The organism is Tranquillimonas alkanivorans (assembly GCF_900115595.1).
Classification (GTDB): domain Bacteria; phylum Pseudomonadota; class Alphaproteobacteria; order Rhodobacterales; family Rhodobacteraceae; genus Tranquillimonas; species Tranquillimonas alkanivorans.
The window spans coordinates 25,287-46,259 of the sequence record NZ_FOXA01000015.1; the positions used below are offsets into that span (position 1 = coordinate 25,287).

27 protein-coding genes are annotated in these 20,973 nt (G+C 64.7%); 24 read left to right on the forward strand and 3 right to left on the reverse strand.

The features are described 5' to 3' along the window. Positions 1–52: 52 nt before the first annotated feature. The 9 genes from BM162_RS16065 (at position 53) to BM162_RS16100 (ending at position 6,073) form a co-directional block, all read left to right on the forward strand. On the forward strand, positions 53–283 hold the full coding sequence (locus tag BM162_RS16065; RefSeq protein ID WP_093424199.1) for a hypothetical protein: 231 nt from the start codon (positions 53–55) through the stop codon (positions 281–283). A 400-nt stretch (positions 284–683) separates the two neighbouring features. Next, positions 684–1,262, forward strand: coding sequence for a hypothetical protein (locus BM162_RS16070; protein WP_093424202.1), 579 nt, complete (start codon positions 684–686; stop codon positions 1,260–1,262). A gap of 67 nt (positions 1,263–1,329) precedes the next feature. Then, the gene (locus BM162_RS22880) at positions 1,330–1,722 is read left to right on the forward strand and encodes a hypothetical protein (protein WP_093424204.1); all 393 of its coding nucleotides are present in this window, start codon (positions 1,330–1,332) and stop codon (positions 1,720–1,722) included. Positions 1,723–1,784: 62 nt separating this feature from the next. After that, the gene (locus BM162_RS22885; protein WP_177215201.1) at positions 1,785–1,961 is read left to right on the forward strand and encodes a hypothetical protein; all 177 of its coding nucleotides are present in this window, start codon (positions 1,785–1,787) and stop codon (positions 1,959–1,961) included. An 82-nt stretch (positions 1,962–2,043) separates the two neighbouring features. Further along, entirely contained in the window at positions 2,044–2,436 is a 393-nt protein-coding gene (locus BM162_RS16080) for a hypothetical protein (RefSeq protein WP_093424207.1), read from the forward strand. 126 nt (positions 2,437–2,562) lie between these two features. After that, positions 2,563–3,627, forward strand: coding sequence for a transposase (locus tag BM162_RS16085; RefSeq protein ID WP_093424210.1), 1,065 nt, complete (start codon positions 2,563–2,565; stop codon positions 3,625–3,627). A gap of 108 nt (positions 3,628–3,735) precedes the next feature. Further along, complete coding sequence (locus tag BM162_RS16090; RefSeq protein ID WP_093424213.1) at positions 3,736–4,086, forward strand: hypothetical protein; 351 nt, start codon at positions 3,736–3,738, stop codon at positions 4,084–4,086. A gap of 110 nt (positions 4,087–4,196) precedes the next feature. Then, entirely contained in the window at positions 4,197–4,787 is a 591-nt protein-coding gene (locus BM162_RS16095; protein WP_093424216.1) for a hypothetical protein, read from the forward strand. Positions 4,788–5,605: 818 nt separating this feature from the next. After that, positions 5,606–6,073: a PDDEXK family nuclease gene (locus tag BM162_RS16100; protein WP_093424218.1), complete on the forward strand. Its 468-nt coding sequence runs from the start codon at positions 5,606–5,608 to the stop codon at positions 6,071–6,073. 2 nt (positions 6,074–6,075) lie between these two features. On the opposite strand, the gene BM162_RS16105 is transcribed toward BM162_RS16100, so the two are convergent. Next, a complete protein-coding gene (locus tag BM162_RS16105; protein WP_143096175.1) occupies positions 6,076–6,504 on the reverse strand; it encodes a hypothetical protein in 429 nt (142 codons plus the stop codon). A 76-nt stretch (positions 6,505–6,580) separates the two neighbouring features. Here BM162_RS16105 and BM162_RS22890 point away from each other — a divergent pair, with 76 nt between their 5' ends. The 4 genes from BM162_RS22890 (at position 6,581) to BM162_RS16120 (ending at position 8,640) form a co-directional block, all read left to right on the forward strand. After that, a complete protein-coding gene (locus tag BM162_RS22890) occupies positions 6,581–6,742 on the forward strand; it encodes a hypothetical protein (protein WP_177215202.1) in 162 nt (53 codons plus the stop codon). Positions 6,743–6,860: 118 nt separating this feature from the next. Continuing rightward, complete coding sequence (locus BM162_RS16110) at positions 6,861–7,754, forward strand: DUF723 domain-containing protein (protein WP_093424224.1); 894 nt, start codon at positions 6,861–6,863, stop codon at positions 7,752–7,754. 168 nt (positions 7,755–7,922) lie between these two features. Then, a complete protein-coding gene (locus tag BM162_RS16115; protein WP_093424226.1) occupies positions 7,923–8,267 on the forward strand; it encodes a hypothetical protein in 345 nt (114 codons plus the stop codon). A gap of 103 nt (positions 8,268–8,370) precedes the next feature. Beyond that, positions 8,371–8,640: a hypothetical protein gene (locus BM162_RS16120; RefSeq protein WP_093424229.1), complete on the forward strand. Its 270-nt coding sequence runs from the start codon at positions 8,371–8,373 to the stop codon at positions 8,638–8,640. A 56-nt stretch (positions 8,641–8,696) separates the two neighbouring features. Here BM162_RS16120 and BM162_RS16125 read toward each other — a convergent pair whose 3' ends face one another. Next, positions 8,697–9,641 (reverse strand): DnaB-like helicase C-terminal domain-containing protein, encoded by a 945-nt coding sequence (locus tag BM162_RS16125; RefSeq protein WP_177215203.1) that lies wholly within the window; start codon positions 9,639–9,641, stop codon positions 8,697–8,699. A gap of 208 nt (positions 9,642–9,849) precedes the next feature. On the opposite strand from BM162_RS16125, the gene BM162_RS16130 reads away from it, so the two are divergent. Next, complete coding sequence (locus BM162_RS16130; RefSeq protein WP_093424234.1) at positions 9,850–10,959, forward strand: hypothetical protein; 1,110 nt, start codon at positions 9,850–9,852, stop codon at positions 10,957–10,959. A gap of 297 nt (positions 10,960–11,256) precedes the next feature. Then, complete coding sequence (locus BM162_RS16135; protein WP_093424237.1) at positions 11,257–13,623, forward strand: hypothetical protein; 2,367 nt, start codon at positions 11,257–11,259, stop codon at positions 13,621–13,623. Positions 13,624–13,661: 38 nt separating this feature from the next. Here the strand turns inward: BM162_RS16135 and BM162_RS16140 are convergent, their stop codons facing one another. Next, a complete protein-coding gene (locus BM162_RS16140; protein WP_093424239.1) occupies positions 13,662–14,093 on the reverse strand; it encodes a MerR family transcriptional regulator in 432 nt (143 codons plus the stop codon). Between the two features lie 74 nt (positions 14,094–14,167). Between BM162_RS16140 and BM162_RS16145 the strand changes: the two genes are divergently transcribed. From BM162_RS16145 to BM162_RS16180, 9 genes are all read left to right on the forward strand, one after another. Next, on the forward strand, positions 14,168–14,566 hold the full coding sequence (locus tag BM162_RS16145) for a mercuric transporter MerT family protein (protein ID WP_093424242.1): 399 nt from the start codon (positions 14,168–14,170) through the stop codon (positions 14,564–14,566). A gap of 13 nt (positions 14,567–14,579) precedes the next feature. Then, entirely contained in the window at positions 14,580–14,876 is a 297-nt protein-coding gene (locus BM162_RS16150; RefSeq protein WP_093424244.1) for a heavy-metal-associated domain-containing protein, read from the forward strand. Further along, positions 14,873–15,103 carry a mercury resistance system transport protein MerF gene (gene merF, locus BM162_RS16155; protein ID WP_093424247.1) on the forward strand — a complete coding sequence of 77 codons (231 nt, stop codon included), beginning with the start codon at positions 14,873–14,875 and terminating at the stop codon, positions 15,101–15,103. Before BM162_RS16150 ends, merF begins: the two co-directional genes overlap by 4 nt. Positions 15,104–15,115: 12 nt before the next feature. Next, complete coding sequence (gene merA, locus BM162_RS16160) at positions 15,116–16,531, forward strand: mercury(II) reductase (protein ID WP_093424250.1); 1,416 nt, start codon at positions 15,116–15,118, stop codon at positions 16,529–16,531. An 11-nt stretch (positions 16,532–16,542) separates the two neighbouring features. Further along, positions 16,543–17,889: a dihydrolipoyl dehydrogenase family protein gene (locus BM162_RS16165; RefSeq protein WP_093424252.1), complete on the forward strand. Its 1,347-nt coding sequence runs from the start codon at positions 16,543–16,545 to the stop codon at positions 17,887–17,889. A 340-nt stretch (positions 17,890–18,229) separates the two neighbouring features. Further along, on the forward strand, positions 18,230–19,096 hold the full coding sequence (locus BM162_RS16170; protein WP_143096177.1) for a hypothetical protein: 867 nt from the start codon (positions 18,230–18,232) through the stop codon (positions 19,094–19,096). A 164-nt stretch (positions 19,097–19,260) separates the two neighbouring features. Continuing rightward, positions 19,261–20,106, forward strand: coding sequence for a hypothetical protein (locus BM162_RS16175; protein ID WP_143096178.1), 846 nt, complete (start codon positions 19,261–19,263; stop codon positions 20,104–20,106). 372 nt (positions 20,107–20,478) lie between these two features. Further along, entirely contained in the window at positions 20,479–20,778 is a 300-nt protein-coding gene (locus BM162_RS22445; protein WP_143096179.1) for a hypothetical protein, read from the forward strand. Further along, a complete protein-coding gene (locus BM162_RS16180; RefSeq protein ID WP_093424260.1) occupies positions 20,759–20,947 on the forward strand; it encodes a hypothetical protein in 189 nt (62 codons plus the stop codon). The genes BM162_RS22445 and BM162_RS16180 overlap by 20 nt, the downstream gene beginning before the upstream one ends. Positions 20,948–20,973 lie beyond the last annotated feature (26 nt).

A 20,973-nucleotide genomic window follows, 5' to 3' on the forward strand; every position in this document is an offset into this window, starting at 1 on the left:
CGGCCGGCGGCGCCCCACCTGCCCTCTCCAACAGATATGAAAGGGACGCGCCATGAAGCGCTTACGGATACTCCTCAAGGCTTTCGCGCTGGACTTGCGCTGCATGTGGCTCTTGCTCAGCGGCTGGCTCAGGAACAGGGCACGCAAGGAGACAATGCAGCGCGTTGACGAAGCATGCCGCGTCTACGCCCGGTGGCGCTTCCTCCTGGATAACCCGGGATGCGAAGCCGAGATCGACGCCTTCGAACGCGCATGCCGTGAACGCGAGGCCCGCGCCGCGTGACGCAGTCGCCCACCTTCCGATGGTCGATTACTGGCCGGCGATCAAATGGAGCGACGAGCGCTTCATCCTTCGTGAATACGGAGGCGACGCGGAGGAGGAATGAGGCAGCCTGAGCCGCCTCGCGCAGCCCGCCCTCCCGCGAAAGACAGACAGGCAGACAGACAGACTGCCTGACGGCGGATGGCTCGATCTCCCCCGGGGTCCTCCGCCTTCGGCCACCGTGCGCCGCCCCCCTCTTCGATGAGGGCCGGCACCCGGGGCCCGAATGCACCACACACAGTTCAGGCAGGCTCCGCACCCTGCCCGCTGATCGGCCGGACCGGCGTTTGTTGGTTTGGGCCTGCTTCGGTCGATCAGCCCCCTGTCTCTCTTTCTTTCTCCCTTACCCGAAAGGTCCAGCATGCTCTCCTACCTCAAGATCAGCGGTCCCCTTCATAAATCCATTGCGAAGTGGCTCGAGGAGGCGCTTGACGCCGAGTTCGACGGCGAGTGCTTCGACTACGAGCGCGACGAGGATGACAACGACGGCTCTTTGCGCAGCGATGTGAAAGAGAAGCTCCAGGCCGAGGGCGTCAGCTACATCAATGTGAGCTGGCTCATGCCCGAGCGACCCTTCACCGTCCTCGACATCTGGGATGCGTCTTCGCACTTCGGAACGATCGTCGACGGCCACGACGACAACATCATCACCGACCACACCGGTATGTCCGACGACGAGCGCACTGCCCTGAAACGGCACGCGGCGATGGTAGATGGTTTCGAGCCCTGCGTGATCGGCGGCTTTGCCTTCGACGAACTCGACGGGAGCCGCCGGCAGGCCATCCGCGCCTACTTCGAGGGCTTCGCCGAAGAGATCGCGGCAGAGAACGGCATGACCCCCGAGCAGGTCTACGACCTCGACGACGAGGGTTGCGCCAAGATCATCCGCAACTCCGGTCAGCTCTTCACCGAAAACGGCGATCTCTACTTCGCCGACTAAGACCGGCGACCGGGCGGGCCACCCCGCCCGAACGCCTCCCCCACCTGCTCCAGAAAGGACCGAAACCATGAAGTTCGAACAAGCACATGCCGCAGCCGGCAAGTCCGACGAGGCTCCCGGCTATATCGAGGCCACCGGCGGCAAGCGCTTCACCTTCGATGAACAGGGTGAACTGATCGAGAACCTGGGCGACCTGCGCCCCTACGACCTCTTCGAGCGCGACGACTGGCGCGTCTTCGACGAGCACGGGCGCGAGCTGAACGAGCACGGCGAGGCCATGGTGGTGGGTTACCTCTACCTCGAGGGTCCCTTCTCCCCCTTCGTCGCGATCGAGACCTACTTCGACTTCCTCGAGGCCGACGGCGCCCTGGCTGGGCGCACGCGCGACGACCTCGAGACCGAACTCGAGACCTGCCAGATCAGCCCGCGCTTCTTCACCAACGGCGTCTACGCCCACTGATTGATGGGCGGGCCTCACGCGGGCCCGCCTCCCCCCCCTTCACATCTCCAGAGGAGGCGCTGATGCCCGAGATGAACCAGGCGCAGGTCGGCGCCGATACGCCGGACGAACTCGAGCGGGAGCAGATGCTCCACGATGCCCGGCGCCTCGAGGCCGAGGCCGCCGCCGAGAGCGACCCGGACGAGCGCGAACACATCCTGCGCACCGTGCGCGCCCTGCGCCGGGATGCGCGCGGTTAGGCAATCTCCGCCTGAACGACAATCTCCTTTCATAACACGAACCCGGCGCACTCGGCGGCGCCGCTCGAACCTGGAGAACAAGATGAACGCTTCCTTCGCGCACGACAGGACCCACTACGACGCACCCGTCCGTGTCCTCGAAAAACGAGACCTGCCGACGCCCGGACAATCGGTGAAGGTCGTGGGCCTGTCCGAGGACTCCGCGCGCGATGTGCGCGCCCGCCTCGCCTACGGCGGCATGCTCCGCCTCCGCTGCGCCCCGCTTTCCGCGCGCGACCCGCGCGCTGTCGAGGTGCGGCTCCAGGCCGGCGACCTGGACTTCCTGGTGGGCTACCTGCCGCGGGCGCTGGTCGAGCGCGTGCGCACCGCCCTGGCCCTCGAGACGATCGCCCGCGAGGTCGATGTCGTGGCCGGCTCGGGCGCGCTGCGCGTCGCTTTCAAGGAGCAGGCCCGCATCCGTCGCCTGTTCGATTGAGGCAAGCCGCCTCGCCTGAGACCCGCTGAGGCCGCGTTCCGGCCTCGGTTTTCGAAAAATGCTACCGGCTCGGAAACTCGAGCCAAGTTTCTTTTCCCCAGACACTTGACCCCGAGGATGAAACCGATGGCCAACCCCGCCGCTCAGCCGACCCTGCCGCCCGTATTCCCGATCAAGCACTCCCGCCAGGGCGCGCAGAGCCCCGTTTCCGTCGCCGACAAACTGGCGCTCTTTCGCTATGGCTACCAGCACCGCCTGACCCAGGCCGAACTGGCCAAGCTCGCCGGCGTTTCGGGGACCACCGTCGCGAACTGGCGCAAGCAAATCGAGCGCGAGAAGGGCCGCACGGCGAACAAGCTCGACCAGCGGCGCCTGGCCGTCGTCGGGCCGAAGCAGCCGTCCCTGATCGAGGGGCTCGACGAGCTCGAGGCCGACGAGGACCCGGTTCTGGCCAAGTCGCGCGAGATGCGTGCGGCTGAGAGCCGCCCGATGAAGGTCGCGACCGACCGCGGACTGCCCCGAGACAAGCCGCCGGCGCAGTGGTCTCGGGAGGAGAAGCAGGCGCTGATGACGCGCATGGCCGAGGAACACCTGACCGACGAGGATCTCGCGAGGATCGCCGGCACCGACATCTCGGTGATCTCCGGATGGCGTCGAGATCTGGGATACGACCGCAGGCGCAACGCCCCGTCGGAGCTCTCCCGCGGCGAACGGATCGCCCTTCTCGAAAGACAGAAAGAGGAAGGTCTGACCAACGCCCGGGCCGCCGAGATCGCCCGCGTGACGCCGGACACGATCACGCAATGGCGCAAGGAGCTCGGCTTCGCCGGCAAGCAGGGCGGCGCGGACCGGCGCCGTTGGACGCTCAACGACAAGCGAGCCATGCTCGCCCGCGTGGATGCCGGCGACCTGACGGTCAAGGAACTCGCCGAGGAGCAAGGCACGACGGCCGGCGCGGTCTACCAGTGGCGCGTCGCGGTCAAGGCTGCCGACAGGGCGGCAGACAAGGCTTCCCGCCAAACCGGCGCCCTCACCCGCACAGAGACCCCTGCGCCGCATCCCGTACCGGACCAGGCCGCGCCGACCGAGACGGCGCCCGCCCTGCGTACGATGAAGATGACCCGCCCCGACGGGATGGTCATCGAGGTCCAGGTCACCGCAGCGGAAATGGCGGCACTGCTCTCCGCATAGGGAGAGCGCCCTGTCCTCCCGGCACGCGCCGTTCGACGTGCCGGCGAAAGACCACCGACCGCGCGGCACCAGACAAAGCTTACCTCTGACAGAGACCAAGGAGAGACCATGACACGTCCCACGATTGATATCACCGTGACGCCGGGCGTCTTCGACTTCACCCGCACCTCCGCCAGCATCGGGCTCCCCAATGCGGCTATCCTCCAGGAGGACACGCTTCGCCTCGACGTGACCGAGGAGATGCTCCAGGACGACCGGAGCCGGGAGGTCGTGGTGTCCATCCTGGGCAACACGCCGGGCCTCGCGGCCCGCCTCGAGGCGGCCCAGCCCGGAGATGCCCGCAACATCTACAAGGGCGGCTTCTCCGTGATCTTCAGGCGGAGCCAGATCGCGCCGCAGGAGATCAATCATCCCCTCGAAAACGCGATCAGGGTGCGCGGCCTCCTCGAGGTCGGTTGACGTCCAGCCTTCAGGCAGACAGACAGTCTGCCTGCCTGAAGGCGACCCCTCGGCGAACACGCTCAGGTCGCGGCGGCAGCACGAGAATGCGTAGCCCAGGGAGTGCGACGATGCGCAAGGTGATTGAACGCCCCGACATATCGGAAGCCTTGATCGGGTGGGCCATGTACAGCACCCACGTCCTGGTCTCGACGGTCAGGGAGATGCCTGCTGACGAACGCAAGAAATATCTCGACGCTACCGGGGAGAAGGTCCGCCTGAGGATGTGGTTCGCGCCCTCCGGCGTGAAGGGCGGCGTGGACCTTTGCGACCGGTCGGAGGAGGACAGCAATGCCTGGTTCCTCCTCAGCGATCTCGAGGACCCGGAGGACCCGGGTCTTTATTACCTCGCCCGCCGCCTCCAGGCGGACTTCTACACCCTCTACACGCAAGCGGAACTCAGGCGGCGCTACGGAGAGCGCCCGTACCTGCTCGAGAGCGACGAGGAGCTGGCGGAGGGCATCCCTGAATGGTTCGGCGCCTCGGACGAGCCGAGCGGCGCCCGCGGGAAGGCGCTCGCGAAGGAACGGGTGATGGACGTAACCGAGGACTGGCAGGTCTACGAGCGGGTCGAGGAGTCCCACAGACGCCAGAGCGAGTCCAATCATGCCAGGCTCCGGCGCGAGGCTGCGCGCCAGGCAGCAGAAGCCGAAGCATCCTGACCCGGGCGCCGCGGCGCATTGCGACTTCAAGGGCGCCCTAAGAGATCCTGACGGCGGTGGAGGGTAAAACCCCACCCGACCGCTATCTCGCCCCTCTCTTTCTCTCTGTCTTTCGGGCGCGCTCGCGCGTGCCGGCATCCTCGCGCAACGCTGCTGCTGAACTTTTTTCACGAAAGACGCAGCGAAGGTTGTCTTCGGGCCCTATCTCCCGTGTGGCGCCATACCTGCGATTTTTTTCCAACAAAATCTCCTCCTATTTCCTGCGGCTTTTTCTGAGCCGCGGTCTCCCGCTTTTCTGGGCCTCTTCTGGCGCGGGTATTTCCTCCTTCGAACGAACCGGGAACGCAACCCGCTGATTATTCGGCGAAAAGCGCACTCCGCAATCCTTGTGGACCCCGGCTCATCGAAGGGGTTCGGGTTTGCCAAAGGTTGCCTGTGCTACTTGCGAGAAGACCGTCCATGTCGCGCCGAGTAGGCTCTCTGCCACCGGCAATTTCTGCAGCACGACATGCAAAGGCATTGCCAGCAGGCGTCCCAAGACCTGCCAGAATTGCGGCGAAAAGTTTGTCCGATCTGGGCGTCACCACAAATTCTGCTCCAGATCCTGTTCGGGCGAATTCCGACGGAAAGAGGCAAATGCTCAAGGCCGGGGCCATCGGGATATCGAATGCGAGACCTGCGGCGAGCCGTTTCTCGGTCGTGCCCGCAGCCGCTTCTGCTCCACCGCGTGCCAGAATTCCTGGCAATCGAGAAACAAGACCAGTCACGAATGCAAAACTTGCGGCACGACCTTTCAATGGTCGCCATCAAGATCGAAATTGAATAACATCAAATACTGCTCGCTCGAGTGTCGCAATGCCGACCCCGCTTGGACCGAGCAGCTGCTGTGGATGGTCCAGAAGCAGCAAGATGGCGCACCCACCAGCATCGAGGTCCTCGGCTACGAGATGCTCGACCGGATCGGCGAGCCCTACACCCCTCAGAAACTCCTCTTCTCCAAGTTCTGCGTCGACGCCTGCCTCGACGAGCTACCGCTGGTCATCCAGTTCGACGGCGATTACTGGCACGGGCACCCGGAGCGCTTCCCTGAGCCGGATGAGCGGCAGCAACGGAGGATCCACCTGGATCGGTCGCAGGACGCCTACCTGCGCAAATGCGGCTATACCATCCTGCGGATCTGGGAATGCGACATCCACGGCGACATGCCCCGCGTCCGCCGGCGCGTGCGTCGCGCGATTGCCCGGGCCAAGGTGCGCGCCGCGGCTTTGCAAAGCCTGGCGGCTTGACCTCAGCCGATCGCGCGCCCGACCTGTCCCGCGAGCCTGACCACCTCGCCGACGCGCGAGGGATCATCGAGGGCCTGCTGCGGAGCACAGCCGAGAAAGCCGCTGGGCGAGGCGAACCAGAAAGCGGCCGGCCAGCCATTCCTCTGATCCCGGGGTAGTGCCGAGAGCACCTGCGCGATCTCCGGCCTGGGCGCGCCACCGGCGAACTGGAAAGCCGGCGCGCGCGCCTCGCCCTCGACTTCCACGGCGAAGATCCTGCCTTCGCTGCACCAGCGCGACAGAGCTTCGCTGGTCACCGTCGCCACGGTCGCGAGATACCGGCGTCGCAGTGCCTCGTTTTCGAGACGGAGGCGTGCCTCCGGGTTGCTCACCATGTTCGTCCCTTTATCACACCCCGCAGAGGCCGCGCGGCGCAACGTGCCGAGAAGCATCCTGCCCTGCCGCGATTTGCATTTTCTCTCCCCGGCGTCGATTTCCCTAATAGCACACTCAACACGGAGCAGAGCAGTGGCGTACGACAAGCATATCGACATCACCGGAAAAGCGCACGCGGCGGATCAGGCGCGCCGCGAGATCGACGAGGCCATGGCCGAGGGCGACCACGCCCGCGCGGCCGAGCTGGGGGTCCCCTTCCCGCGCCTCAAGATGCCGCTCGTCCGGGCCTTCTGAACTCACCGAGAACGGAGCCGGCGCGCGATCTCGCCTGCGCCGACTCCGGTGCTTTTCCGGCCCTTGTCTCCCGGTCCTATTTCCTGCGCGAGTTCATATCGCGACGAGGAGACGGCGAATGCCAAGACGGGCGAACAAGCGGCGCAAGACTGACAAGGAACAGCTCGACCACTATCTCAAGCGCGCGGCGGCGATGCACCAGTACCGCTACACGTATGACAGCGTCGAGGCGCTCGAGCCCGAGATCACCGTCACCTGCCCCGAGCACGGCCCCTTCCCGGTCCGCTCCATCAGCCACCTGCGCGGCATCGGTTGCCCGGACTGTGCGGCAGATGATGCCGTGCCCTACCCCCTGACAGGCCAGGACGCCTTCATCGCGAAGGCCCGTGCCGTCCACGGCGACCAGTACAGTTACCTGGGCACCTACCGGCACGGCATGACCCCGCTCGCGATGCACTGCCGCGTCTGCAATACCGAATTCATCCAGAGGCCGGCCCTCCATCTCCAGGGCGACGGCTGTCCGACCTGCGGCTACACCCGCGTTCAGGAAGCAAAGCTGGAACGGGCAACGCGCCGGTTCCGCGAGATGTCGATCAGCAAGTGGGGGGATCGGTTTGGCGTTTCCCGCGCGACCTTCAAGGGTCAGAACGCCAAGGTCTCGCTCGACTGCGCGCTCCACGGCCCGTTCGAAGCCACGCCCGCCAATCACCTCAACAGCACGGGCTGCGCCGCCTGCAAAGAGCAGGCGAAGCTCGACCGCAAGCACGCCCGGCGCAAGACCAACGCGGCGCGCCTGTCGCGGAAATTGGGCGAGCTTTTCGGAGACCGCTACAGTTTCGACGAGGCCGACTATGAGGGCAGCCAGGTCAAGATCGCCTTCACCTGCCAGACCCACGGCGCCTTCCAGCGCATGCCGCAGCAGGTCGTCCTGGGCTACGGCTGCCCGAAGTGCCACGCCGAGGGGCTGATCGAGAAGCCGCGCGATCCCCGGCGCGAGAAGCCGGACGACTGACGCGGCCGCCCGCTGCGAACCGTCGGCGCTCTCCCTTGTGTCCTCCGTAGCCGGGCCATCCCTCTGACGAGTGGCCCGGCCACAGAGAACCACAGTGAAAACAACACATTACGAGACGATCTTCGTGCTGTACGCGAATGATCTTCTCCGCGTGTAGGGAGACTTGCCATGCTGATCACCCTTACCCCGCTTTACGAATTCGCGATCGAGGTCGAGATCCATATCGATGGTCGCAAGCCGGCCGTCTACACGGCGATCCTGCCTCCGGATGTCCCGGAAACCGCCAGCATGACCGAAGGCGAAAGGGTCTTCGCGGCTCTGATCGTGGCCCTGGATACGCATCTCTCGGTCGTTCCCGCCGGCACTTCGGTCAAGGTCCTGCTCGATCCGTCCTGGCGCGCGGCGAAGACCAGCGTGGCCTACGCCTACCTCCTCGAGCAAATCGCGGAGCTCGCCGCCGATGGGGTCGATGTCACCCTCTCGGCCAGCAACAGCGCCCTCGCCGCGGCCTGACCAGGACCAGTGAAAGTCACTTTCACCCACATCCGCGCCCGCTGCGATGGCGATGCCAGCGGGCGCATGTTCAAGAAGAAGAGCCGAACGGCGGAGAACAACGATGACACTCAAGACCGAAGTCACAGGACCGAACGGCAAGTCGTCCTACAAGACCATCCCATCGGAGCTGTCGCTGCTGACGGTGGCCAAGGTCACCCTGCCCGAGCCGGACAGGATGGCCGCAGCGAGGCGCTGGATCGGCTCCGACTGCGTGTTCGGTGAGCGCGAGGCCCACTTGCTCGAAGGCTTCTGGAAGCTGCTGGATACGGCCCCGGAAGGTTTCCCCGTCAGCAAGATTGAGCCGCGCCATGTTATCTACCGGGGCGGCTGAAGGCGTCCCTCGAAGCAAGCCCTCTACCGCGCCCTCAAGCAGAAGGCGGACGAGACTTAGTCGACCCCAGAGACCGACAAATGCTGCGGCACGCTGCCGGGTTTCGGAGCATCCTGGAACCGCGGCAGGTGCCCCTGGTAGAGGCTATCAACGGTCCCGACGAACTTGCGCCGGCACTTGGCGATCAGGATCTCGGCTTTCCCGTGGATTCTTTCCATGTGGTTCTGCCATTCCGCCACCACGCGCCACTCGCTCTTGGTTGTGGGTTCGCGATGCGCGAACGGTCTCTGGCGCTCGACGTGGACCTCATCGCGATAAAGCAGCAGTACGGTATCGGCATCCTCTTCGATGGCACCGCTGTCGCGCAGGTCCCACATCTTTGGCCGGGGATCCTCGAGGAGTTCCGAGGCGCGCGTGACGGTCGAGAGAGCCACCATTGCGATGTCGAGTTCGCGCGCGAGCGCCTTCAACTCGCGCGTCACATCGCCGATCTCCACGGATCGCCTCTCCCTCTCCCGCAGGGGAGGCAGCAGTTGCAAGTAGTCGACGATCACCAGATCGAGGCCCTCGGTCTCTTTCAGCGTCCGGCACCGGCTGGCGATATGATCCACGTTCATTCGGGGCGCGTCGTCGAAGAAGAGCGGCAGGGCCGTCCGCCGCTCGTTCCACGCGACAACGCGCGCCCTGTCGCTCTCGTGCACCTTGGACAGGTCGCATCCAGACGAGAACACCCCACTCTGGCTCGCGGCGGTCATCTCCTCCAGCAATGCCGCGCCGACCGCGAGGGAGAAATAGGTGACGCGTCCTCCGACGAGCCGCCTGTCCCGCTCTTCCTTGGCCGTTCCATCCGCTTGGGCGCTCGCTGCAATGGCAGCAAAGTGCGCGGCGAGAGCCGTCTTGCCCATGCCCGGCCGAGCCCCGAGGACGATCAAGTCTCCTGTCGCAAGACCTCCGATTTTCCTGTCGAGACCCTTGAGGCCCGTCGTGATGAACTTGGTCATGGAATACCCTGCCGATTGGTCTGCTTTCGGGGCCGCGGGCCCGCTCAGAAAAGGGTGGTAGGTAACCAGATCGGGCGGTCGGCGGCCAGCCAGTCTGACAGCCAGACAGCCTGAGAAAGAGGACCGGCTGCGTTTCGAAGCACACCGGGGCGGGTGCATATCCTCGATGTAACGGGCCGCACGCCCGCATCGAGAAAGGATCCCCATCATGAAGACCACAGCTCTTCGCCTCCTCTCCTCGGCAGTGACGGCGCTCGCTCTCGCGACCGTCGCCGCCCAGGCTGAGCCCCAGCCCACCGAAATCGACGGGCAGTGGACCGGCAGGCTGAGCCGGGATGCGCAGCAAGGATGGGGTATCGACTATATCTCCGCCGATCTCTTCGTCTCCGAGGGTCGCGTTCAGCTTGACCTGATCTCGAGTGGCTGGATGCGCGCCGAGAGGGACGAGTGCCAGTACGTCGCTTCCGGTGAGCGCATCGACGGCCCCGTCCGCCGCAACCCCGCCTCCAGCTCGGCTGACTGCCCCGAGATGGACCTGCATTTCGCCCGGCTTGACGGCGAGCGCGGCGCACTCGTGATCGCACCCGCGGGCGGCGAGCGCATCGAGATGACACTGCGGGCGGACAGCCGCCCTCCCCTGCAGGGCGAAACAGACATCTTCTGGCCGCAGAGCTACGATGTTCTCGGCGTGCACCCCGGCATGACGCTGACGCAGGCGGAGAAGATGCTGATCGGCAAGCACGGCTTCACTGCCGAGCGCATTCAAGCGGGCGAGATCCCCTCCATCAAGTTCGAGCGCGATCGGGATGGCGTGGCCGACGATATCGTCCTTCTGCTCGAGGCCGGCCCCGCCGGCCCTGGCTCGGAGGTCGTGGCGGTTCGCCGGCGCTCCGAAATGGACCGCGGCAAGACCTTCTCGCTGACCACCCTGCGCAGCGCCCTGGAGCAGAAATACGGCCCGATGTTCGGTCAGGAGAGCGATGTCTGGCTGCGTGACCGCCAGGGCAACGCGATCGCCGCTGAGGGCAACCCGAGCGAGTTGTGCGCAGGCACGACATACCCGCGCCCCGTGTATTTCCTCGGCTTCGGCGGCATGGCCCAGGAGCAGATCGCGCCCGCCTGCGGCGCCCAGATCATCGTCCGCGGACACGGCGACCGGCAGACCGGCGAGGTCTACAACTACCTGATGCTGGTGGTCGATCCCGTTGCCGCCTGGCAGGCGGACTGGGACAGCGAGGCCAACCCCCGCGAGCGGATCATCGACAAGACGCTGAAGCTGCTCACGCCCTCCGAAAGCGACGCCGTTCCGGAGCTCTGAGCCGCCACCGGTTCGGAGCATCGGCCAGGAGGAAAAAGACAAGGCCCCGGAGCGCCAACTGGCTCGTTCCGGGATCTGGGACACAACTGCAACGGCTATCGAGAAAAACCCTCGGTAGCCGTCTGATTTTAATAGCATATTCTTCAGGGCCGTTTACACGACCCGCGGGACTTTTGTCCCGACGCAACAGTAAGCAGAAAAATCGTTCTGGGATTTCGTCGCCGGGAAAAACGGCCAATATCCCTTTCGGTCCCGGAGGCCTTCTTGACAGATCAACACCGACAGATCGGAGATCGTATGGTCAAGAAGCTTCAACAGCTGAACCTATCAGAAGTTTATCCTGCCGTGTTGGCAGATTTCAACCTCAATACATGCGGCGACCCAGACTGCGGCAACTTCGGTGTTGCGCCGGACTTCACGATCCCGGTGTTCAAAGGAAAGAACGCTGCACAGCGCAAGCAGGCGGCCGCGGCGAGCATTCCGGCCCTGACGACCGGGCTCGGCTCCTACACCATGTCGAGCGACGATCATCATCCCCGTATTTCGGAGGTTTTCGAATACGACGGTGATCCAGTCGGCTGGGATGACGGCCGATCCATGGAGTGCGGTCATCAGCGCGGAAACGGCGTCTGCGACATCAGCTTCTCGATCCTGTCGAACGAGCACTTCCTGGAAGAGTATTATCGACTGCTCTTCGCAGGCGGCGGTCTCATGGGTCCGGTATGCGGCGCATGCGGCGCGCGGTATCTCGCGAACCCCGACGAGTTCATCTTCAACGGCACCCACGGGAAACTGGCGGCTGGTGGCAATCGCCGAAAAGCGAAGCCCGCGGGGTTCCGGATCATCCACCGCCCCTGCAAAGGTAAACGTGGCGCGCGGATCTCGGTATCGCTGGATCACCAAGCGCAGAAGCAACTGCGCGACAACGTCCGCATCCTGAGATGCATCGTCAACGGGGACAGCATCACAACCATGCGCCGTGTGCTGGCTGACCCCGACACCGGAAAACAGATCGGCGTCAGCCGGCTCTACAGTCGAATCTTCTGGTTGGAGAAGACGCTGCTGGCTTTTGAGCAAGCGAAGCTGAGGGAGTGGAAACAAAAAGAGGGTGCGTCGGACCGTTTCAGCCATACAAGGATCGCCCACGATGACGTGACGATCTCTGTCAACTGGGAAAGCCGCCTCGATCGACGTCTCACGCCGCTCCAGTTTTCCGTCTCCGCGGATATCCGAAGCGGATATGTTTTCCGGATCGACGCGAACTTTGATGCGAACGTCGATCCCGTTGAGTTCATCGAGGAGCACTATATCGACGACACAGGTCAGCCAACCAACCTCCGACAGACCTACAACCAGAAGTCGGGCATCAGCTTCACGGTTCCAAAAATGCACTTCCAGCGGCCCAGTGGACGGCTGGACGAGGCCATGCTCTTTGCCAGCGCCGAGGGCCGTTGGCGGGTGTTTTCCGAGCGCGTGAATAATGCCTACGAAAAGAGAGTTGATGCCGGCATCGCACTTCCTCCGGAGGTTCAGGACAAGCTCAACGAAGCCGAAGATAAACGCTTTCAGTTGGACCAGATCCGGCAGGGATATTTCGGGTTTCACGACACGGACCGGGACTTCCGAGGCAGCTTCAATGGTAGTGTGGTGAAGCCGACCTATACGAAGGCCGCGCACCTCGCCTGCCTGCGGGACATGCTGCCAAAGGGCAAGGTCACCCTTGTCGGTGAACAGGAAGCGACGATGGTCCGTGTCGTGCCGCACGTCTTCAGGGAAATGATCGACGACGACATGTTCGAATGGTTCGTCGTCTCTTTCGACAAGGAGGTCTCCGCGCCGAAAAGCAAGGAGCGAATGGCGCGGTTCAGAGAGGCCCTGGAGCGTTACAAAGAGAAGGTCCGCGCCGTTCTCGGCGAGGAAATCCCGGACCGGGACCTTTTGGAGCAGTTCTGTGCCGAACGGATTTCGACGGCATACACAGAAGCGCGAAACGGAGTGAAGATCCCATATTCGATCGCGAACTTCCAGTCGCGCCAGTTCCCGCAAATCTGGATACGATCACCGGCTGAGTATTTCGGCGAAACGCGGAAGGTCGTCGGATTTCCCCTTCTACGGAAGAAATATCGCCGCCCTCTCAAAAAGCTCGCTTTCGATCAAGAGATCAGCGATCCTGACCTGCGAGCCGCGCTGGCGCGACGAGCGCTGAGAGCCACTGTGCAGCCCGTTTCGACCTTCATGGCCTCCTTACGTCATCGAACGAGTCCAACGAAACGAGCTGGAGGTAAGGGGTCACGAAACGGACCGGCCTACATCAACGGGGCTGTCTTCAATCCTGCTGTGCTGATGGCATTCCTCAACATCTACAGGGTCCACTACAACTGGTTCGAGCCGCGGCAATACAAGGGCCCCGGCGCGAGCGCCGGCAGCGAGGCGCCGGTCGAAGAGGGAATGTCCGCGATTCGCGTTCCCGGGAGCGATGAGACGATCGAGGTGCCCAAGCGCGCGACGACATCGCCGGTGATGCTGACGCCGGCAATGCGGCTGGGCGCACACCCGGTGGAGGCGAGTGGTCGAGCGCGGAGGGCGCCTGATCCGAGGCGCGTCCTTTACCGGCCCTGGCTGTATCACGGCACGCCGCTTTGGAAGAAGTTCGAGACCCGATAGCTGCGAGATTGCCCGATGCGGCGCGGACTCCAGCCCGTTTACGACGCCGCATGCCCTTGCTGAAGGATGTCGATCAGCGGGCACTCAGACGTATCGGAGCCGGTGCAGCACGCAATGGTCTTGTCGAGGACGGCCTCGATCGCCTGAAGGTCGCGGATCTTGGCGCGAACCACATCAAGATGATGGCGCCCCATCCGCTCGACGTTGGCGCAGGTGTGGCTTCCGCGATCAACCAGGTCCAGGAGACCGCGGGTTTCTTCCATGGTGAAGCCGAGATCCCGGGCCCGCATCACGAAGCTGAGCCGCTCCACGTGCCCCGCACCGTAGCGGCGATGGCCCGAAGAGGTGCGCGGCGGATTGGGCATCAGGCCGACGCTCTCGTAGTAGCGGACCGTCTCGAGATTGCAGCCGGTCAGGCGGGCGAGATCGGAGCGCTTCAGGTCGCTCGCGTTGGCGTGATCGTCTGGCAACGGATTTCTCCTTGATCCTGTAGCTACTACAGACCCTACGTTGCCGCTCGATGAGTGACAACGGAAATGAGGCGATGACGTCGGAGACGATCGAGACCGAGCGACAGACTGATGAAAGGCCCGACAGGACGGGATGGGCCGCGACCGGCGCCGGAGTGCTCGGCGCGCTGGCAATGACTTCCTGCTGCATCCTGCCTCTTGTTCTGGTGAGCCTTGGCGTCACCGGCGTCTTCATCGGGCAGCTCACCGCGCTCTACGCCTACAAGTGGGTGACCTTCTCCCTCGCGGCCGCCGCGCTCGGCTTCGGCTTCTGGAAAGCTTACCGTCCGGCGTCCTCTGAAGATTGCGGAGACGGCACCTGCGCTCGTCCGGTGGATCGCGGGCTGATGCGAGGGCTGCTCTGGGGGGCGCTGGTTGTGGTGCTCCTGGCTTTGGCCTTTCCCTATGCCGCTCCTCTGGTCCTGACGTTCTGACACGGAGTTCCCTATGAAACGCATCCTGCTTGCTGCGATCCTGCTTCTCGCTCCCGCCACAGTCCTCGCCGGGGACGCGCAGACCCGGCTTCACGTCACGGGGCTGACCTGCCCCTCGTGCAGCTACATCGTCGCGACCGCGCTCAAGCGGGTGGACACGGTTGAGATCGCCGAGTTCGTCGAAGGCGACGCCGAAGATGGCACCTATGTTCTGCACTACGACGATTCCGTCACCGATCCCGAAGCGCTGATCGCGACCGTCACCGGCGTCGGATACGGTGCGACACTGGCCGACGGGAGCGGGTCGTGAGCGAACGCGAAACCCGCTCCAGAAAGAATGACCGCCTCTTGAAATACGGGCTGATCGGCACCGTCGTCGTGGCGCTGTGCTGTTTCACCCCAATCTTGGTGATCCTGCTGGCCGCCGTCGGGCTCTCCGCCCTGCTGGGCTGGCTGGACATCGTGCTGCTGCCAGCGCTCGCGGTGTTCATCGGCATCACCCTCTATGCGCTCTGGCGGCGCCAACGCACCAGCTGAAGAGAGACTGACATGAGAGATTGCTGCACTCCCAAGGGTGGCGCCTACGACCTTGCCGTGATCGGCGCCGGCTCAGCCGGATTCTCGGCCGCCATCACCGCTGCCGAGGCCGGGGCCCGGGTCGCCCTGATCGGTGACGGAACCATTGGTGGCACCTGCGTCAACGTGGGCTGCGTTCCCTCCAAGGCGCTGATCCGCGCGGTGGAAGGCCTGCACCATGCGCGCACGGCCAACCGGTTCGACGGGATCGAGGGCGAGGCCCGCGTTACCGACTGGGCCGGGACGGTGGCACAGAAGCAGGCGCTGGTGGATGAGCTGCGCGCGGCAAAATACGCCGATGTGCTGCCACGGCACGACAACGTTGACTACATCGAGGGCTGCGCCCGGTTCGACGACGAGGGCCGGCTGACCGTGAACGGCTCAGCCTTTCCGGCGATGAAGTTCATCATCGCGACCGGCTCCCGGCCGCATGTGCCGGCAATCCCCGGTATCGAGGCGGTCGACGCCCTCGACAGCACTTCGGCGCTGGAGATGACCGCGCTGCCTGCCTCTCTGCTGGTCCTCGGCGCGGGCTACATCGGCGTGGAGTTGGCCCAGCTCTTCGCCCGTGCCGGCGTCGCGGTGACGCTGGTCAGCCGCAGGGGCGTGCTTCCGGAGGCCGAGCCGGAGATCTCCGAGGCGCTGGAGAGCTACCTTGCTGAGGAGGGCATCCGCCTTGCGCGCGTCTCAGGCTACGAGAGCGTGGCACGCAATGTTGATTCCGTGCGCCTGACCGCCTTGGACGGAGAAGATTTCGGCGCCGAGCGGCTGCTGCTCGCCACCGGCCGAGTGCCGAACAGCGACGGGCTGAACCTCGGTGCCGCCGGGATCGAAACTGACGCGCGAGGCGGGATCGTCGTCAACGCGCAGATGCGCACCGCCAACCCAAAGGTCTGGGCCGCGGGCGATGTGACCGGGCGCGACCAGTTCGTTTACATGGCGGCCTATGGCGCCAAGATCGCCGCCCGGAACGCGGTGGCCGGTGAGACGCGCACCTATGACAACGGGACGATGCCTTGGGTGGTATTCTCCGACCCGCAGGTGGCGGGCGTGGGCCTGAGCGAGGCGCAGGCCCGCGCTGCGGGGCACGAGGTCGTCACCTCGGTCCTGCCGCTCGACGCCGTGCCGCGCGCGCTGGCGGCCCGCGATACGCGTGGGCTGATCAAGCTGGTGGCCGAGGCAGGCAGCAAGCGACTGCTGGGCGCTCAGAACCTCGCCCCCGAGGGCGCCGACAGCATCCAGACCGCGGCGATGGCGCTCAAGGCGGGGCTCACCTACGAGGAGCTGGGCGACACCATCATGCCCTACCTCACCACCGTCGAAGGGCTGAAGCTCGCCGCGCAAACCTTCGAGAAAGACGTGGCTGCTCTCAGCTGCTGCGCCGGTTGAAAGGAGACCTCATGACCGCCACGCTCGACCTGATCGTCATCGGTGCCGGCATGGCCGGGATCACCGCCGCGAAGAAATGCAGCAAGGCCGGCTGGTCCGTCGCCATAGTCGACGAACTCCCTTATGGCGGCACCTGCGCGCTTAGGGGGTGCGATCCCAAGAAGATGCTTCGCGCCGGAGCCGAGGCGATCGAGGCCGCAAGGCGACTGTCCGGCAAAGGCATCACAGGGGAGCCCCGGATCAACTGGCCGGAGCTCATGAAGCACAAGGAGAGCTTCACCGACCCCGTGCCCGAGAGCATGGAGGCTGGGCTGAAAGAGGCCGGGGTGCGACCGTTGCACGGCCGGGCCCGCTTCACCGCCGAGGACCGGATCGAAATCGAGGGTCAGGGCGAGATTGCCTTCCGCCATGCGCTGATCGCCACTGGGGCGAAGCCGCGGCTTCTGGAGTTCCCCGGCGCCGAGAAGCTGATCGACAGCACCGACTTCCTGAACCTCGCCGAGCTGCCCCAACGGATCACCTTCGTCGGCGGCGGCTACATCTCCTTCGAGTTCGCGCATATCGCGGCACGCGCCGGGGCACAGGTGACGATCCTCGACCGCCGCACACGGCAGCTGAAGATGTTCGATCCGGACCTTGTCGACATGCTGCTGGACCGTAGCCGCGCCGCCGGGATCGAGATCATCGACGAGGCCGCGATCGAGCGGGTCGAGGATGCGGATGGGGCGCACCGCGTGGTCTATCGGACGGCGGACAAGAGCCACACCGTCGAGGCCGATCTCGTTGTGCACGGCGCGGGGCGGGTGCCCTCGATCGACCATCTCGAGCTCGGTGCCGCGGGCATTGAGACCGAGCAAGGCGGCGTGAAGGTCACGCCCTGGCTTCAATCGCCGTCAAGTCCGCGCATCTTCGCGGCCGGCGACGCCGCCGCCTCGCCCGGCAAGCCGCTGACCCCGGTGGCGGTGTTCGAAGGCAAGATCGCCGTGTCGAACATGCTCACGGAAAAGCGGACAGAGCCCGATTACACTGGCGTGCCGAGTGTGGTCTTCACCATCCCAGAACTGGCGCGGGTCGGCATGCTTGAAGAGGAAGCGCGCGCGAGGGGTGACGTCGAGGTGCGTTTCACCGATACCTCTGGCTGGTTCTCGCAAAAGCGTCTTGGCGAAAGCCATGCAGGCGTGAAAGTAATCACCGCCAAGGACGGCAAGATCCTGGGCGCGCACATGTTCGGACCCGATTACGCCGAGCTGATCAATATCTTCTCACTGGCGATCAAGCTCGGGCTGACGGCAGCACAGGTGAAGACTATGCCGGCAGCCTACCCGACGGGGGCATCCGACATCGGATCGCTTTTCTGAGCCCTGCCCGTCTTCGCCCGTAGAGATCGGCGCAGAAAGGCGCGATAAGAATGTTCAGAGCCGGGAAACTAACCGTTTCCCGGCGCCGTGTCCCAAAACCCGGAATGAGCCAAGCGCCAACTCCGGGGCCTTTTGCGAGGTGGTCAGGTCGAGCGTGCCTGAGCGCCTGATACCCGGGAGATATGGGCGCGCCCGGTTGGGAGAAGCCCGCAGCCGGAAGATTCCCGATCCTCATTCAGCCCGGTCGGCCCCCTGCCCCGAAGAGCAGATCGGCCCCGCCTTGATGCGGGCCGATCCACCCTTCGGCGCATTCATTCACGCCAGGTTCACGAGGTACATCATGACCGACACGACCACTCCCCGAGTCACCGACGCCGTCTCCCCCAAGCAGTGGGTCGAGAGCACCGACAGCGTCATCACGCGCACCTACGAGACCCACGAGATCCGCGGGACGCTCGAGATCACCGAGCGCCGCAGCGACGGCATCCTCAAGAAGATCGAGGTCAAGGTCGACCTGCCCACCGGCGAACTGACGGCCTCCTGCTGGTGCAAGCCGATCGCGGGCCACGACCGCCGGGGCGAATGGTCGGTGATCGGTCACCCGCGCTCGCGCACCGCGGATCAGGCCAAGGACGCGCTCCGCGCCATCGCGATCCTGCAGAGCACGGTTCACCTCATCCCCTGGCACGAGGTGCCGCTCGGCGGCGTCCAGGCAACGCTTCCCGACCGGATGGCGCTTGTCGAGGAGGTGATCCCGGAGACGGCGGAGCTGGACCCCCGGGTGTTCGACTTCTTCGCGATCGCCTTCGCCCAGTTCGCCTACAAGCTTGACTGGAAAAAGCGCATGGAGAGGAAGGCCGACGCGGAGGGCGTGATCAACAAGGCCCGCAAGAAGCTCTTCGACGCGCTCCCCACGGGAACCGTGCTGTTCTCGACCCAGTACCACCTTCACTCCGAGCCCCTCATCGGCGTGATCAGTGAGGAGCGCGGCGGCCGAACCAAGCGCACGCTCCGATTTCCGCAGGACCTGAACCCGCGTCATTATCGGGCGGGCGAAGTTCAGGATCTCGATATCCACGCCCGGAACGCGTTCCGCCTGCTGCTGGAGGGCAATGCGGGCGAGCTGGAGCACCTGAGCGCCCACAAGCGCCTGTCGCTCCTCAAGAGCAACGAGGGGTTGGCGGAGGCGTTCGCAGAGCTTGCCTGACGAGGCACCGTGCGGCTCGGGCGGCATCCGCCCTCCGAGCCGCCGGCTCTCCCTGTCTGTCTTTCGCACCGGTGGAGGGACCGGCCCCGCAGAAATGCGGGCCGATCCATCCCCCGGCCCGGATGGCAATCCGGACAGAAAGGGCTCTTCCGATGAATGACACGATGACACGGACCGACGGCAAGATGGTCGGCTGGCAATTCCTTGACTCCGTGGTCTCGAAGACCACGCTCTACTCGGGCGAAGCGGTAGTCACGCTGGAGACGGACCGGACGGACGGGGAGCTGCAAGTGCTCTCGCTCTCGATCGGCGGGATGGGCAACTGGTCCGGAGCCCTCTGGGTGACGATCCACCCACAGGTCGAGGGCTCCATCAAAGGAGCCTACCGGGACTACAGGCCGGGCGGATCCGCCAGCGAGCAGATGCTCTCCGACGCCCAGCTCTTCGTGCGGACGCTCGCCGAGATCGACAGCGTGATCCCTTGGGGCGAACTCCCCGATACGACAGCAATCGATGTCGGCACGGGACTGAAGGCGCAGATGGTCAGCGAGGTCCCGTACTTCTTCGAACTCGACGACAGGCTCCAGGGCCTCACGGCGTTCGCCTTCGCGAACTTGGCCTCCCGGGCCCTCCATTGCCGCAAGGACGAGGAGAGGAAGCGCATACGGGACGCGGCCAATCGGAAGCGCAAGAAGCTGTTCGACGCTCTGCCCGCCGGGGCCGTCCTGTTCTCGACGACCCGCATCGCACGGGAAGATGCTGCCATCATCGGTGTCATCTCCGCGGAGCGCGGCAGTCGCACCAAGCGCACGATGCATTACCCCGAGGACTTGAACCCCCGGAGCTGCCTGGCCGGAGGGAGTGATGACCTGGACATCTACGCCCGGGACGCGTTCCAACTCCTGACGGAGGCGAGTGCCGCCGAACTCAAGCACTTGAGTGCCCACAAGCGCCTTCACCTCTCCCAGGTGAACAAGGGCCTCGAGGACCGCTTCCTCGAGTTGGCCTGAGGCCGCCTCACATCAGACAGGCAGGCTGTCTGTCTGTCTTTCGCACCGAGGAACGGACCGGCCCCGCAGCGATGCGGGCCGGCCCATCCCCCGGCCCGGAGGCTTTTCGCATAGAAAGGGTGTTCGGATGAGCGACATGACACTGCAGGCACCAGGCAACTCAGATACCTGGCAGAGAGAACATAGCACGACGATGCAGGCCGACCTCGCCCGGGGCGAAGTCTCCGTGCAACTGAAAGAAAACCGTGACGAAGGCGCCTTGCGCACGGTCGAGGTAACCATCAGGCAAGCCTCCGACTACGGCCGCCAGATGAGGATCATCGGCTACCCCGAGGGGCGCCCTTACGGCGCATATAGTGCGCTTGGCTCGGCATGCCCGACAGCATCAACGCGCAATGCCTCGACAGGGAGGTGCAGCGGCTCGTCGAGGACCGGAAACGGCAACGTCAACAGCGGTTGATCGCGGCACTGCCTGGCGAAAGTCGGGCTGCGGTGAAGGAGATCGGCGCAATGGTCGAGACCGCGGTGCTACTCTACCTCGGCGAGGAGCTTGAAGGCCTTCGGAAGAAGGCCGGACAGAAGGTTGCGGCTCAGGACATCGATCTCGGCCATCAGCGCGCAGATCCGCGACCTGCTGTCGAAGATCGATCACATGGCAGCGGAGATCGCTGACCTCGGCAATGCCAAGCTCGAAGGCGAGGAGCAACTGGCGCAGGCCAATGCCGAGAAAGACGCGTGGAAGGCACGGGTCGCTGACCTTGAGAAGGAACAGAATTTCCGTTCCCAGATGCTCGCACTGATGAAAGAGACGCTTGAGCAAAAGCCGCCGGCGGCCGAGTAGCCACTCCGCCCTTCGGATGGGGTTCC